The sequence below is a fragment of the Bacillus sp. 220_BSPC genome (assembly GCF_001054655.1).
In the GTDB taxonomy this organism is placed as follows: domain Bacteria; phylum Bacillota; class Bacilli; order Bacillales; family DSM-1321; genus Peribacillus; species Peribacillus frigoritolerans.
On the sequence record NZ_JVPL01000310.1, the window covers coordinates 1 to 14,691 of the forward strand.

At 41.3% G+C, this 14,691-nt stretch carries 13 protein-coding genes; 6 read left to right on the forward strand and 7 right to left on the reverse strand.

Features of this window, described 5'->3' with window-relative positions; translation table 11 throughout:
- Nucleotides 1-464 precede the first annotated feature (464 nt).
- On the forward strand, nucleotides 465-1,448 hold the full coding sequence (gene guaC, locus ADA55_RS26160) for a GMP reductase (protein ID WP_048689363.1): 984 nt from the start codon (nucleotides 465-467) through the stop codon (nucleotides 1,446-1,448).
- 53 nt (nucleotides 1,449-1,501) lie between these two features.
- On the opposite strand, the gene ADA55_RS26165 is transcribed toward guaC, so the two are convergent.
- On the reverse strand, nucleotides 1,502-1,843 hold the full coding sequence (locus ADA55_RS26165; RefSeq protein ID WP_048689365.1) for a zinc ribbon domain-containing protein YjdM: 342 nt from the start codon (nucleotides 1,841-1,843) through the stop codon (nucleotides 1,502-1,504).
- A 145-nt stretch (nucleotides 1,844-1,988) separates the two neighbouring features.
- Between ADA55_RS26165 and ADA55_RS26170 the strand changes: the two genes are divergently transcribed.
- From ADA55_RS26170 to ADA55_RS26185, 4 genes are all read left to right on the forward strand, one after another.
- Entirely contained in the window at nucleotides 1,989-2,678 is a 690-nt protein-coding gene (locus ADA55_RS26170) for a response regulator transcription factor (RefSeq protein ID WP_048689368.1), read from the forward strand.
- Entirely contained in the window at nucleotides 2,675-3,679 is a 1,005-nt protein-coding gene (locus ADA55_RS26175) for a sensor histidine kinase (RefSeq protein WP_048689371.1), read from the forward strand. Before ADA55_RS26170 ends, ADA55_RS26175 begins: the two co-directional genes overlap by 4 nt.
- A gap of 99 nt (nucleotides 3,680-3,778) precedes the next feature.
- Nucleotides 3,779-4,540, forward strand: coding sequence for an ABC transporter ATP-binding protein (locus ADA55_RS26180; RefSeq protein WP_048689374.1), 762 nt, complete (start codon nucleotides 3,779-3,781; stop codon nucleotides 4,538-4,540).
- Entirely contained in the window at nucleotides 4,530-6,476 is a 1,947-nt protein-coding gene (locus ADA55_RS26185; protein WP_048689376.1) for an FtsX-like permease family protein, read from the forward strand. Before ADA55_RS26180 ends, ADA55_RS26185 begins: the two co-directional genes overlap by 11 nt.
- 293 nt (nucleotides 6,477-6,769) lie before the next feature.
- Here the strand turns inward: ADA55_RS26185 and ADA55_RS26190 are convergent, their stop codons facing one another.
- The 6 genes from ADA55_RS26190 to ADA55_RS26215 form a co-directional block, all read right to left on the reverse strand.
- Nucleotides 6,770-7,834, reverse strand: a complete 1,065-nt coding sequence (locus ADA55_RS26190) for an NAD(P)/FAD-dependent oxidoreductase (RefSeq protein ID WP_048689379.1) — start codon at nucleotides 7,832-7,834, stop codon at nucleotides 6,770-6,772.
- 205 nt (nucleotides 7,835-8,039) lie between these two features.
- A complete protein-coding gene (gene phnX, locus ADA55_RS26195; protein ID WP_048689381.1) occupies nucleotides 8,040-8,855 on the reverse strand; it encodes a phosphonoacetaldehyde hydrolase in 816 nt (271 codons plus the stop codon).
- A complete protein-coding gene (gene phnW, locus ADA55_RS26200) occupies nucleotides 8,852-9,946 on the reverse strand; it encodes a 2-aminoethylphosphonate--pyruvate transaminase (RefSeq protein WP_048689382.1) in 1,095 nt (364 codons plus the stop codon). The genes phnX and phnW overlap by 4 nt, the downstream gene beginning before the upstream one ends.
- Before the next feature lie 25 nt (nucleotides 9,947-9,971).
- Complete coding sequence (locus tag ADA55_RS26205) at nucleotides 9,972-10,964, reverse strand: extracellular solute-binding protein (RefSeq protein WP_048689385.1); 993 nt, start codon at nucleotides 10,962-10,964, stop codon at nucleotides 9,972-9,974.
- A gap of 13 nt (nucleotides 10,965-10,977) precedes the next feature.
- A complete protein-coding gene (locus ADA55_RS26210) occupies nucleotides 10,978-12,594 on the reverse strand; it encodes an ABC transporter permease subunit (protein WP_048689388.1) in 1,617 nt (538 codons plus the stop codon).
- A complete protein-coding gene (locus ADA55_RS26215) occupies nucleotides 12,587-13,339 on the reverse strand; it encodes an ABC transporter ATP-binding protein (protein ID WP_048689392.1) in 753 nt (250 codons plus the stop codon). The genes ADA55_RS26210 and ADA55_RS26215 overlap by 8 nt, the downstream gene beginning before the upstream one ends.
- A 228-nt stretch (nucleotides 13,340-13,567) precedes the next feature.
- Between ADA55_RS26215 and ADA55_RS26220 the strand changes: the two genes are divergently transcribed.
- On the forward strand, nucleotides 13,568-14,326 hold the full coding sequence (locus tag ADA55_RS26220) for a DeoR/GlpR family DNA-binding transcription regulator (protein ID WP_048689394.1): 759 nt from the start codon (nucleotides 13,568-13,570) through the stop codon (nucleotides 14,324-14,326).
- The last annotated feature ends 365 nt before the right edge of the window (nucleotides 14,327-14,691 follow it).

The following is a 14,691-nucleotide window of genomic DNA, read 5'->3' on the forward strand; positions in this document are numbered from 1 at the left end:
GCAGGCGCGCCGAGGAGGCTCCCGCCCGCCCGCGGAAAGCGAGTGCCTGAAGTGGAAATCATCGTTCCCCATTTACAAACCCACAAAAAAGCTGTCGGCAAACAATTATTATCTTGTTTGTGAACAAAAAGGTTCTATCTAAATAAAACAAAGGTGATTGGAACGGAAGGTACGAGACTCCTGCGGGAAAAGCGTGGCATGGGAGACCCCGCAGGCGTGCCGAGGAGGCTCCCACCCGCCCGCGGAAAGCAAGTGCCTGGAGTGGAAATCATCGTTCCCAAGTAACATGTTCATTCGTCCTTTTCAGCTCCCTACCCTGTTACGTATTTCCCTTCAAGTTGAAATAAAATCAGAATAAAACCAATAAAAATTTTGACTTACTGTCAAAAATGATGTACATTACCTAATGGGCGAACAATTTTTATTAAAAAAGACAAAAATATTCGTATATAGAGGTGCATAACATGGAAAACGTGTTTGATTATGAAGATATTCAATTAATTCCTGCAAAATGTGTAGTAAATAGCCGTTCTGAGTGTGATACATCCGTTACTTTAGGTAAACATACATTCAAGTTACCTGTAGTACCTGCCAATATGCAAACGATCATTGATGAAAAGATTGCCATTTACTTGGCTGAAAACGGTTACTTTTATGTCATGCATCGTTTTGAGCCAGAAAAACGACTGACTTTCATTAAAGACATGCATGCAAGAGAATTGATCGCTTCCATCAGTGTCGGCGTTAAAGATGAAGAATACGGTTTCATCGAACAATTATCGAATGACAACATTGTACCTGAATACATTACGATAGATATTGCACACGGACATTCCAATGCCGTGATAAAGATGATACAGCATATTAAAAAAAATTTACCTGAAAGTTTTGTCATTGCAGGAAATGTGGGAACTCCTGAAGCGGTACGTGAATTGGAACATGCCGGTGCCGATGCTACAAAGGTGGGCATTGGACCAGGAAAAGTATGCATCACTAAAATCAAGACTGGATTTGGAACGGGCGGCTGGCAATTAGCTGCACTTCGCTGGTGTGCAAAAGCGGCAAGCAAGCCAATCATCGCCGACGGCGGCATTCGTACGAACGGTGATATTGCCAAATCGGTTAGATTTGGAGCTTCAATGGTCATGATCGGTTCACTATTTGCCGGACATGAAGAATCTCCAGGTCAAACGATCGAGAAAGATGGAAAGGCCTTTAAAGAATACTTTGGTTCAGCTTCTGAATTCCAAAAAGGTGAAAAGAAAAACGTTGAAGGCAAAAAGATGTTTGTCGAGCACAAAGGATCTTTGGAAGATACGTTGAAGGAAATGGAACAAGATCTTCAGTCATCCATTTCATATGCAGGCGGTACCAAGTTGGAAGCCATCCGGAATGTGGATTATGTGGTCGTTAAGAATTCAATCTTTAACGGTGACAAAGTTTATTAAGAAGGAACGTAATAAAGAACGGCCTAATCAATGGATTAGGCCGTTTTTTATCATTATACCTTTTTAACAAATTGGGATTTTAATTTCATTGCACCAAAACCATCAATCTTGCAATCAATGTCATGATCTCCATCAACTAGACGGATGCTTTTGACTTTAGTGCCCATTTTTAAAACGGATGAGCTCCCTTTCACTTTAAGGTCCTTGATTACCGTAACGGTATCACCATCATTCAAGGCGTTTCCATTAGCATCTTTGATAACCTTCTTTTGATCACCATTTTCGTTTTCCGCTTCCACCGTCCACTCATGGGCGCATTCCGGGCAAACAAAAAGACTTCCGTCTTCGTATGTATATTCTGAATCACATGCAGGGCAATTAGGAAAATCAGTCATAAATTCACTTCCTCCATTCATTATGCCAATTTTAATATAATAATGGTTTACACACAACCAGTAGTCTATTACCTCCCCTCCTCTAGAACCTATAAAGGTTTTACTATATACTTTTAAGAAAAAGCTGGAAAGTGCGGTGAACCCATTGTTTAAACTATTATTGATAGAAGATGATACGACGTTATTCAATGAAATTAAAGATAGATTGGCGCAATGGTCTTATGATATTTACGGAATCGGCGATTTTAGTAAGGTGGTTCAGGAATTCACGGACATAAAACCTGATTTGGTCATCATTGATATACAGTTGCCGAAGTTTGATGGATTTCATTGGTGCAGAATGATCCGGTCCCATTCCAATGTTCCCATCATCTTTTTATCATCACGTGATCATCCTACGGACATGGTGATGTCCATGCAGCTTGGAGCTGATGATTTTATCCAGAAGCCTTTTCATTTCGATGTACTCATCGCGAAGATACAGGCCATCCTTCGCCGTGTCTATAATTACAATACGGAAAAGATCGAATTGAAAACCTGGTGCGGCGCCACCGTGGATTACGAGAAGAACACGGTTTCGGCCGAGACGGGCACAATCGAATTGACGAAAAATGAAATTTTCATCTTGAAAAAGCTCATTGAACAGAAAAACAAGATCGTAAGCCGCGAAGAATTGATCAACAGCCTATGGGATGACAAACGTTTTATAAGCGATAACACCCTTACTGTTAATGTGAACCGTTTACGAAAGAGGTTGGATGAACTGGGTTTAGGTCATTATATTGAAACGAAAGTCGGACAGGGCTATATCGCCGTAGAAGAGGCAAATGCATGATCAGAAAATATCTCGTGGAAAGGTTCAGCTGGATCACCTTTTACATCCTTCTTCATCTATTCATTATCTTTGTGGCCTATCTTGATTCGGCCATTCCGTTAAAGCCCATACTGTATATTGTTTTTTTATCATTGCTCATATTCAGTATGTTTCTGATATTCCGCTATAAAAAAGAAACGTATTTTTATAAAAGTTTAAAAGTGAGGGAAGACAACCTGGATATAACGAATATAGCCGAACCAGAGAGCCCTTTCGAAAAAATCATAGAAAACAGCATCATTAACCAAACTGAATTATTGAAGCAGTCCGCTGCAATCGGTCAAATGACTTTAGAGCAGGAGAAGGATGAATTATTATCTTGGATTCATGAAGTGAAGACACCATTGACGGCGATGCATTTAATGATTGACCGCTTGGATGATGAATTGCTGAAATCACACTTGACTTATGAGTGGCTGCGCATTCATCTTCTTCTTGATCAGCAGCTCCATCAAAGGCGCATGCCTTTCATCGAAAATGATTTGTATATAGAGAAAACCGATTTGGAAACAATAATCTTTGATGAGATTAAAACGCTGCGATCATGGTGCATTCAAAAAGGAATCGGCTTCGACATACAATTGGACGTAACCGAAGTGCTTAGTGATGCCAAATGGCTGGCCTTCATCATGAGGCAGCTCTTGACCAACTCCATTAAATACAGTGAAAACTCAGATATCACAATTTATAGCCATGAGCGAGCCGGACAAACGGTTCTTGAAGTGCAGGATTCCGGACGGGGAATTGACCCAAAGGATTTAACCCGCATATTTGATAAAGGATTTACATCCACGACAAACCATCGTGACAATGCGGCAACCGGCATGGGGTTATATTTAACCAAGAATGCGGCCGAGTCCCTATTCATCTCCATTGATGTGAAATCAGTGCTTGGAACCGGGACGACCGTTACCTTGACCTTCCCAAAAAGAAATGATTTCGTGAATATCACAAGCATGTGACAAAAGTGTCACATGCTTTTATTCTTTGTTCGTCCAAACGAAGGAAAAGAAATACATGGCCTTTTATAATGAGGATATAGAAAAAAGGAGTGTATCCAAATGAATATATTAGAAGCGAAAAAAATCCATAAAAGCTATGGTAATAAATTCAATAAACAAGAAGTATTAAAGGGTCTTGATATAAGCATACAAGAAGGCGAATTCGTAAGTATCATGGGTGCTTCCGGTTCAGGAAAAACGACTTTGCTGAATGTCCTTTCCTCGATCGATAAAATCAGCAACGGCACCATTACAATCGATGGTAAAGAGATTTCAGGGATGAAAGAAAAGAATTTGGCCGAATTCCGTAAGAACCACTTGGGCTTCATTTTCCAGGAATATAACCTATTGGACACATTGACTGTCAAAGAAAATATCCTTTTGCCTTTATCCATTACAAAAACGCCCAATAATGAAGCGGCACAAAAGTTTGATAGCGTGGCGAAGGAACTGGGCATATATGAAGTGAAGGATAAATACCCAAATGAAATTTCCGGTGGTCAAAAACAGCGTACGTCTGCAGCACGGGCTTTCATCCATGATCCAAGCATCATTTTTGCGGATGAACCGACTGGGGCGCTTGACTCCAAATCAGCTTCCGATTTACTGAACAAACTGAGCGAAATGAATAAAAAGCACAAAGCGACCATCATCATGGTAACCCATGATCCCGTGGCCGCCAGTTATTGCAGCCGAGTCATTTTCATTAAAGATGGACAAATCTATACCCAATTGAATAAAGGTGAAGAATCCAGACAAACCTTCTTCAAGGACATCATGAAAACACAAGGTGTATTGGGAGGGGTTCAAAATGAGCATTAATCAACTCATCTTGCGAAATCTGAAAAAGAATCTGAAGAACTATTATCTGTATGTGTTTGCCCTGATCTTCAGCGCTTCCCTGTACTTTGCCTTTGTCACCTTGCAATATGACCCAGCGCTGGATAAAGCGGAGGGGACGGTAAAAGGTGCCGCCTCCATCAAGGCTGCATCAATCCTGCTTGTTGCGATTGTTTCCATATTCCTTTTATATGCCAATAGCATTTTCATTAAAAGACGCAGTAAAGAAATTGGCTTATTCCAATTGATAGGCATGACGAAGAACAGGATATTCCGTATCCTGAGTGTGGAAAACCTGATCCTGTATTTCTGTTCCGTATTTCTGGGAATCTTTGTAGGGTTTGCCGCTTCAAAATTGATCATCATGATCCTATTTAAAATAATGGGTGTCGAGGCAATCGCGACTCTTAACTTTTCTTTTCAGCCGCTAGTGCAAACCTTGCTCGTTTTCAGTGCCATCTATCTTTTGATCATGTTGATGAATTATGCCTTCATTAAAAGGCAAACCATTCTATCATTATTTAGAGTGACTTCCATGACGGAAGGAAAAGTGAAAAAAGTTTCGATGTTCGAAATGATCATCGGGATATTCGGGATCGCCCTGATCATTGCTGGCTATGTCATTTCATCCAAATTATTCGATGGAGCTTTTTCAGATATGACCGAGCTTTTCATGGCCATGGTCTTCATTCTGGCAACCGTCATCATCGGTACTTACCTATTCTATAAAGGATCCGTAAGCTTCATCTTTAATATCATCCGTAAAAAGAAAAATGGCTATTTGAACATCAATGAAGTATTGTCCCTTTCATCCATCATGTTCCGGATGAAATCGAATGCGATATTATTGACGATCATCACCACCGTTTCCGCTTTGGCGATCGGGTTATTATCATTAAGCTATATCTCCTACTACTCTGCGGAGAAGAGTGCACAAAGCAGTATCCCTAACGATTTTTCGATGACGGATAAGGGAGATGCAGATGCATTCAAAGAAGCTTTATCAGACAGTAAAATTGATTATGACGCAAAGGTGATTGACGTCATTCAAGTGGATGTCAACGTAAAGGAAATAATGGAAACGAGCCTCGAAGGAGTGAACTTCGATTCGGACATCATGACCGTTCCCGTCATCAGTGATGAATCCGTTAAAGGAATCAACCTTGCTGAAGATGAGACCCTTTTCAGCGGATACAGTAGTATGATGGAGAAGGTCATATCCTTGAAGGATTCCGGAAAGATTGAACTGAAGGGCAAAAATGAAGTGATTCCGCAAACATATTTGGGTTTGAATGATGATACCTTCCTGTCCTATTACTTCACGAGTGGCGGATTGCCCGTTGCGATTGTAGACCAAACGATATTCGACCGTTTGAAAAGGGATGTCGACCCTAAAATCCAAAAAGTATCATCCGTTAATATCGGCATAGATGTGAAGGATGAAGCTGAACTTGAAAAAGCGAATGATCTATTCAGTAAAATGAATTTTAAAGAAGAACATGTAAATGATTCCCAATTAGAAAATTTCACCAACCAGAAGAAGAATATGGGTCTTATGATGTTCATCGTCGGCTTCTTGGGATTAACCTTCCTCATCACATCCGGCTGTATCCTTTATTTCAAGCAAATGGATGAAAGTGAAGGTGAAAAATCCAATTATACGATTTTAAGAAAACTAGGATTCACGCGTGGTGACTTACTAAGAGGAATCCAAGCAAAACAAGTTTTCAATTTCGGCATTCCTTTAGTCGTCGGGCTGCTTCACAGTTATTTCGCAGTCCAATCAGGATGGTTCTTTTTCGGGACCGAAGTTTGGACACCGATGGTCATCGTCATGGCATTATACACGGCACTGTATTCGATCTTCGGGATCCTATCCGTATTTCATTACAAGAAGGTCATTAAAGAATCTCTATAATTTCGAAGATACTAAAAGCTCCAGGGCCAATGAGGCCCTGGAGCTTTTAAACTGTAGAAAAATTCGAAGAATAGTCAGCTTGCCTAAAATTTTTCTAAAAAAAACATCCCAGTTGATTGGATGGGTGTTCGAGACTCCTGCGGGAAAAGCGTGTCCAAGGGAGACCCCGCAGGCGCAAAGAGCGCCGAGAAGGCTCCCGGACCGCCCGCGGAGCGAGTGCCTGGAGTGAAAATCCCCGATCGGATTATACAAACCCTCAATGAAGTTCCAACTGCTTTAGAAATCCGCTCCCTTTAAAGTACCCCAGCCGGTTTCATCATTTCCTTGATCAATTCCCTGTTGCGCTTTTTAAAGATTTCATTATGGGAAGAAACCATCCCCACTCCGTGAGCGTCAGGCTGGATATATTGCTTTGCCTTGTTTACGGCATTTGCTGCATCTTGAAAAGTTCCTGCTATCAGGTTCAATTTACCTTCATGCTTAAGGATATCACCGGCAGCGTATATTCCATCCATCGAGGATTCACTTGAAGGAGTACCTTCAATATAATAGTTGTCGGCAATGGCAATGTCCACTTTACTATTTCGAAGCAGCGATGTATCACGCTCATAACCATGATTGATGATGACTTCATCGATCGGTAAGTAAGATACCTCTCCCGTTGCGTGATTCGTCAGTTCAACATGCTCAATTGATTCATGATCGTCGCAGGCGATCAATTTTGTAATCGTCGTATTCAAGAAACAAACAGCAGAGCTTTCCATCAATTGCCTTGCTTGTGATTCATGTCCTGCTAAACTATCTTTCCTGTATGTCAGGTACACCTTTTTGGCAATGGGCTCTAATTCATTTGCCCAGTCTATGGCAGAATTCCCGCCGCCTGAAATGATCACCGCCTTATCCTTGAAACGATTGAAAGACTTGACAGTATAGTTTAAATTGGAGACTTCAAACCTTTCTGCCCCGTCTATTTCCAACTTTTGCGGATTCAGGATTCCGCCGCCAACCGCGACAATGATCGTCTTGGAAAAGTGCACCTGACCTGAAGCCGTATGTAAAACGAAGATGCCTTCTTCATTACGTGTGATTGATTCCACTTTCTCATTCAAGACGACTGTTGGATTGAATGTTAAACCTTGCTCCACTAGCTGCTCAATTAATTTTTCCCCAGTAGTCGGTGTCAGCCCTCCTACATCCCAAATCATTTTCTCTGGATAGACATGAATTTTCCCGCCCAGCCGTGGCTGGTATTCAATCAGTTTAACTTTCATTTCTCTAAGTCCGCTATAGAAAGTGGAGTAAAGGCCTGCTGGACCTCCCCCAATAACCGTTACATCAAATAAATCCTGCTGTTCCATCAACGTCCACTCCCCGGTAATCAAATGTGATTGATTATCATTCTCAGTTAATCGTACACTCTTTTCTCACTTTTTACAATAAGCAGTCGAGTTAAATTTCAAAAAAAAAATCCTGCACGCGTATGTATAAGATTGAAAAAAAAGTGCTGTCATCCTTCATCCCTACTCAAGGATGAAAGATGCTGCACTTTTTTTGTGATGAATGTTAGCTTGAACGAGGTCTTTTCCCTTCCGCTATTAGAAGGTTGATATGATCTATGAGTTCAGGCAGTTCCTCCATCGTTTTGATGGTAAAGTCTGCCCCGTTATTGAAAAAGATATCTGCCGTTTTAGAGATGAGTTCTTGTTTATCTCTTTCTGGCAAACTTGTATACTCATCCAAACTCAATCCCATCTCAGAGCTTCCGACAATGACTCCGACCGACCATACCCCAGCATTCACTCCCTCTTGCATATCGGAAATGGTATCGCCTACCTTCACTACCTTCCATGATGCCGCTAATTTCAATTTTTCCATATTCCGATAGATCATGTAAGGATATGGCCTTCCAATCGAATGGGTTGCATCCGGAGTTACATGGAAATCCGGCCCATACCCTTTTCTCAAAGCATTTGCTGTGACGACCTCCATCATTGTATCCGTATATCCCGTTGTCGACCCAATCTTCAGGCCGCGATTCCTTAATGCTTCCACCGTCTCGATAACCCCTGGAATGGGATCTGTATAATCCGCCAATGACATCATCAGCGCCGGTTCGAATTCAGCATATAGTTTTTCAACGTCTTCCTCATTGAATGGCCTTCCGTATTGCTCCTCCCATAACGAGGATATCCTTGGCATGGTCAGCATCGCACGAATATGGTCGATTTTCAACATGCCCATCGGAGCTCTGGCTTCCTCCATCGTCACGTCCAGTCCAGCATTCTTAAAAATATCCACAAAAACATTCACTGGTGCAAAACATCCAAAATCCACAGCTGTTCCAGCCCAATCCAAAATGATTCCTTCTACCTTATTCATACTGTCACCACTTTCATATATTTATCTACGATCCTGCCAAGTTCCTCGATATCTTCTTCATGGATTTCGCCAATATTGCCGATCCGGAATGTATCTATGTCAGTCAGCTTTCCGGGGTAAATTACGTAGCCCCTCTCTTTGATGAAATTGTAGAAGTCCCCAAAATCAAAGGTTTCAGTTGGAAAAAGGAAAGTTGTAATGATAGGCGATTGTTTATCAGGTGAGATGTATGCATGAATGCCCAATTTCCCCATCAGCTCCCTCAGCCTATCATTATTATTTTTATAACGGGTGAATCTGGCTGGGATGCCGCCTTCTTCCGTTAATTCTTCCAGCGCTTTAGCAAACGCGGCCACTACATGTGTTGGAGATGTGAAACGCCATTTCCCATCCTTGTCCATCTCTTTCCACTGGTCATATAAATCCAGGGACAAACTGCGGGCATTGCCTTCACAAGCCAACAATTTCTCAAGCTTTGCAATGACGAAACCAAAACCAGGGATTCCTTGAATGCATTTATTCGCACTGCTGATCAAATAATCAATTCCGAGTTCAGGCACATTCATCTCCACTCCGCCAAAGCTGCTCATCGCATCAATGATCAAGGATTTTCCTTGTTCGTTTGATATCTTCGAAACCATCTCTATCGGATTTAAAATCCCTGTCGTCGTTTCACAATGAACCATCGCTATATGTGTGATGTCGCGATCATCCAGTAAAATGTTCCGGATTTCAGCTTCCTTTGGATATTCATTGTACTCTACGCCATATTCAACATGATTCAGGCCGATGCACTCCGCCATTTTCACAATCCGTTTTCCATATGCTCCATTCGTAATGATCAGCACTTTATCGGATTTTGAAAGTGCAGTCGTCAGCACAGACTCTACAACAAACGAGCCGCTTCCCTGCATAAGTACAGCCGTATATTCTCCGTTTGCAGCATATGCCAATTCAAGAAGCTGGGATCTGATTTTTTGTGTGATTTCCTTATAATCATTTTCCCATGTGCAGCGGTCAACAAGCATTTCCTGTTTCACCGTACTTGTAGTGGTCAGCGGTCCAGGCGTCAATAGTTTATAGGTATTCATTTTCCTTCACTCCTCACTGTATTCATCATAGTGCTGATTTAAAGAACTCTTGGTGCTGTTTCAATAATTCGACCGTTAGGGGCTGCTTGAATTTCATAGGGTGGGCCGGTTTATTCTTTTCCGTTACCTTTTCACCTTCATAAAGTGCGACCGGGTAATGTTTCAACAGTTCTTTTCTAGCATCTTTACTGATCGTTTCTGCCATTTTCATCGCTAAATTTGTTTTAGCTTCATTACCTTTATTCACGACAGCCACGGATTCCGTGTAGGAGAAATTCCCCTCAGCCGGATCGACGAATTTGATCGGTAAGCCCGACTCTTTAGCCATCACGGCTTGATAACGTAAACCAAAACCGGCAGCCACTTCCCCTGCTTGAACTTTATTGATCGGGCCTGAACCTGAGCTCTCAAGATGCGGACCGCTATTTGCTATTAAATCATGGAGAACCTTTTTGCCCTCTGCGTCATCGTATTGACTGATTATTGCTTGAACTAACAGCCACCCTGTTGAAGAGTCCAGGATATTAGGAATTGAAACGAGCCCTTTATATTCCGGCTTTGTTAAATCCTTAATCGAGGTAGGCATCGGCAGGCCTTTTTGTTTAAGCACTTCCGTATTCACAAAAATGGAACCGGTATTGGCCAAAATCGGTGTATAATAGGCTGGTTTTTTTTCCAATGCTTTTGTACTGAATGACAGGTCCTTGAACATGGAGTGCTGTTCCTGTGCGCTTTCAATGAAATAGGAACTCATCGTCACGACATCAGCCTCGATTTCATCTCCTTCTGCGAGCAGTTTCCCTCCTAATTCAGATGAGCCTAATGATTGAAGGACATATTTTCCTTCGTATCCGGCATCCTTCAGCGAAGTCTCCATTGCGGCAGTGGCTTCTTCATCGCCATTCGTATAAATGACCACCTTTTCCTCATCCGCTTTGCCGCTGTTACGGCCCACCAATACAAATACCAAACTTAGAGCAACTAAAGAAAGTAAGGCTATCTTGATCGTTTTAGACATAATATCCCCCTCATTAATGTTTGAATTGTCTTTTTTGATAATGATCACAAAGCAGCTTCACGACTAGATTTGTAAAAAAGATAAGTAGAGACAGGATGAATATTTCATTGAATTTGGCAAAATGCTGAAGCTCTTTAATTTTACTGGCCACTAATGTGGTTTGGGCCGTGACCAAAAAGATGATTCCGCTGATCGTAACCATACTATTGATGAAATAGTAGCTGAACATCTCGATTACCGTAGATGCCGAGTTAGGCAGAATGACACGATAGATTGTCCCGATCCAGCTATCCCCCAATAAATTCCCGGTGGTTTCCCAAGCAGGGTTCATTTTGGATAAAGAGTTCTTCGCCATTAAATAGGGTGTCGTAAAGAAGTGGACCATGTTACATAGAATGATGATGGCAAAGGTCCCCTTCCAGCTGCTGCCGTTGAACAGCAGCAAATACGATAAGCCCAACACCATTCCCGGTACTGTATTCGTCAGCATCGAAATGACATCCATTGATGATTTCCCTTTAAGGGGCGTCCTGACATTCAAGACCGCCGAGCTAAAGGCGATGAACGTTCCCAGTACGGCCGTCATCAAGGCAACGAATAAGGAGTTTTTATAGACTGCCGTTAAATCGCTCGATTGGAATGTGTCGATAAAATGCTTTAAGGTGAAGGTGAGATCGTAAGGGAAACTAGTTAAAAATGGTGCAATGAACATGACTGCAAATACAGAAAACATTCCTATTAAGACCAGCACCGAAATACCGCCAAAACAGATATCCCTCCCTTTGTGCTGCGTCAATTCAATATCGCTGAACTTGTCATAATGAAAATTAAGTTTTTCCAGATAGTTTAATAGGAAAACACTGAATACTACCGGAATGAGCATGAGAATGGCAATCACTGCGCCATTATTGAAATCAGGGATGGAACCCAGCATGACTTGATACAATTGCGTCGCAACGACGGAGTAGGTCCCGCCGACCGAAGCCGGTATCCCAAAATCGGTGAAGCTCAAGATGAAGGAAAGTACAAAAGCTCCACCTAAAGTTCCTGACAATGGCCGTATGATCGTATTCAAGAAACTTCTTATCGTTCCGTCACCCATTAATTTTGAGACGATGATGAACTTTTTATCCATGTACTTGAAGGAATTATTAATGAGAAGAAAAGCTGATGGCAATGTATAGATCACATAACCTATCAATAATCCATTAAATCCATATATATCGAAGAGATTCCTTCCAAAAATCTTCGTTATGATTCCTTGATTGCCGAAAGAGTAGATGATCGCAAACCCGAATGTGATTGTCGGAAGCAGCATCGGAATAAGGATCCCGGTTTTAATTACACTTTTTAATGGCCTATATAATCGGGTGCAATGGATGGAATAGGCCAGGAAAAAGGCTAAAACGGTCGTAATGACGGCTGTGAGTCCCGAGATTTTCACACTGTTTCCAAATGACTTCATCAGCTCAGCATTGGAAAGGACCGTTAGATAATTCGTGAGATTGATTCCATCTGCCGTTTCAAAAGAACGGACGAACAACATGCCAAGCGGCAAGAAAAGAAAAGCGGCAAATAGTAGTAAGATAGGTATATAAATGATTCTCATTGCCGGTTTTACATCAGGCATACTTTTCACCGAATAAGTTATAAATATTTTCTCTCTTTATCTCCAGCTGTTTAAGAATGAATTCCTTAACAAAATCATTGGCTGGCTGATTGATGATTTCTTGCGGCGACCCAAATTGAGAAATATTACCTTGATTAATGATCAAAATCTTATCCGACATCGTCAAAGCCTCTTCCGGGTCATGAGTCACTATGATGGTCGTCAGCTTAAATTCGCGGGCAATGGATTTGATGCGTTCCTTTATCGATTCCTTGATCACACCATCCAAAGCACTCAGCGGCTCATCAAGTAAGAGGATTTTCGGCTTCATTACAAGAGTCCTTGCGATCGAAACCCTTTGTTTCTGACCCCCTGATAATTCACTTATCCTTTTTTTCAAATGCGGCGTTAATTCCAGGAAATCGATGTATTCCTGAAGCTCTTCCTTGGAAACGGACCCCTTCCTGTTCCTCAATCCATAAACGATATTTTCATAGGCATTCAAATGCGGGAAAAGAGCGTAATCCTGGAAAACGATATTAAATCCCCGGTCTTTCATGGGCACGTTACTCAAATCGGTATCATTGAAAATGATTTTTCCATGATTGATACCCGTCAAGCCCAAAATTATATGTAATAAAGTAGTTTTGCCGCTTCCACTTGGTCCTAATAGTGAAACGATCTCCCCCGTTTTAATTTCAAGATTTATATGATCCAAAACTGATTTTCCATCGAATTGCTTGCTAATATTTTGTAGTTTTAGCAAACCGTTCACCTCCTTTAATACACCCTTAGTATAAAAGCCCTTTGTAAACCGAATTTGAGATTTTTGTAAATACTCTGTAAATATTGAACATCTCTTTACTAAATTGATACTAACTGTTGACCAACTAATGATATTTTTATCATCTATATGTTGAATATGTTCGCGGTAAACAGTACACTTAAACTGAATATCAGGAAGATAGATATGAAGAATAGGCGGGTGTAACTTATGCTTCCTCTTGAAAGGCAAAAAAAGATCATCGAGTTATTAACGATTAGAAAAGTGATGAAGATTGCCGAGCTTACTGAAGAAATGCAAGTTTCCATCGAAACCATCAGAAGGGATATAAACCTTCTTACAAGGCAAGGAAAAATTGAAAAGATCTATGGAGGCGTTAAGCTGGTTCAATCGAAATTTGGGGAATCGACGATAGATGAAAGGATGTTCAGTCAATTAGAAGAAAAGGAAACCATCGCCCAAAAATGCAGTGAGTATATCGACGATGGTGATTGCATTTATATCGATAGTGGTTCGACAACCTATCAAATCGCTAAATATATAAAACAGAAAAAGAAACTGACCGTGATAACCAGTTCGATTCCTGTTATAAATGAACTCATTCATAGCGATATCGAGATATTGATCATAGGCGGGAAAGTCAGGAGAAATGAACAATCCATCGTTGCATTCGACTACTTATTCAACTTCAGTGAATTGAATATTTCAAAAGCATTCATTTGTGCGAGCGGCATAACCGTTGAAAAAGGCATATCCGACTATAATTTAGAAGAAGCGAACACACGAAAAAAAATCATTGATTTATCCCAAGAAGTCTTTGTTGCCGCTGACAGCTCCAAGTTCGGCAAAGACGTGACCATCGGGATATCGTCACTTGATAAAATCGATTACATCATTACTGACGATCATCTGCCTAAAGATTTCATCTCTTCGTTTAAAGAGACCGGCACACATTTGATTCTTTCTTAAAAGCAAGAAAAAACGGGAACTATACAATAGTATAATTCCCGTTTTTGAAGTTCAGCGAATGCAAGTGCATTCGGTTAAAGGACGTTTAGCAAGTCTAATTTGGGCGATCATCTTCGGGAAATCAATAATTGCAGGTCTACATGATGTTCAGGGACCAATTTGCCCAAAGCATCACCTTCATCACAACGTTGATTTCCACTTAAGGCATTCACTTTTCCCGGGGAGTCTCATACCTTACGTTCCAATCAACTTTGTGTTAAAAGATAAAATCCTTTTGTCCACAGTTTTTTTGAGGCGGTGTAAAATTTTGATTTTCACTCCAGGCACTCGCTTTCCGCGGGCGGTCCGGGAGCCTCCTCGGCGCC

Excerpts from the sequence above, each read along its gene's own strand:
- guaC (WP_048689363.1), top strand. The coding sequence starts at position 465 with ATGGAAAACGTGTTTGATTATGAAGATATTCAATTAATTCCTGCAAAA.
- ADA55_RS26165 (WP_048689365.1), bottom strand. The coding sequence starts at position 1,843 with ATGACTGATTTTCCTAATTGCCCTGCATGTGATTCAGAATATACATAC.
- ADA55_RS26175 (WP_048689371.1), top strand. The coding sequence starts at position 2,675 with ATGATCAGAAAATATCTCGTGGAAAGGTTCAGCTGGATCACCTTTTAC.
- ADA55_RS26180 (WP_048689374.1), top strand. The coding sequence starts at position 3,779 with ATGAATATATTAGAAGCGAAAAAAATCCATAAAAGCTATGGTAATAAA.
- ADA55_RS26185 (WP_048689376.1), top strand. The coding sequence starts at position 4,530 with ATGAGCATTAATCAACTCATCTTGCGAAATCTGAAAAAGAATCTGAAG.
- ADA55_RS26190 (WP_048689379.1), bottom strand. The coding sequence starts at position 7,834 with ATGGAACAGCAGGATTTATTTGATGTAACGGTTATTGGGGGAGGTCCA.
- phnX (WP_048689381.1), bottom strand. The coding sequence starts at position 8,855 with ATGAATAAGGTAGAAGGAATCATTTTGGATTGGGCTGGAACAGCTGTG.
- phnW (WP_048689382.1), bottom strand. The coding sequence starts at position 9,946 with ATGAATACCTATAAACTATTGACGCCTGGACCGCTGACCACTACAAGT.
- ADA55_RS26205 (WP_048689385.1), bottom strand. The coding sequence starts at position 10,964 with ATGTCTAAAACGATCAAGATAGCCTTACTTTCTTTAGTTGCTCTAAGT.
- ADA55_RS26210 (WP_048689388.1), bottom strand. The coding sequence starts at position 12,594 with ATGCCTGATGTAAAACCGGCAATGAGAATCATTTATATACCTATCTTA.
- ADA55_RS26220 (WP_048689394.1), top strand. The coding sequence starts at position 13,568 with ATGCTTCCTCTTGAAAGGCAAAAAAAGATCATCGAGTTATTAACGATT.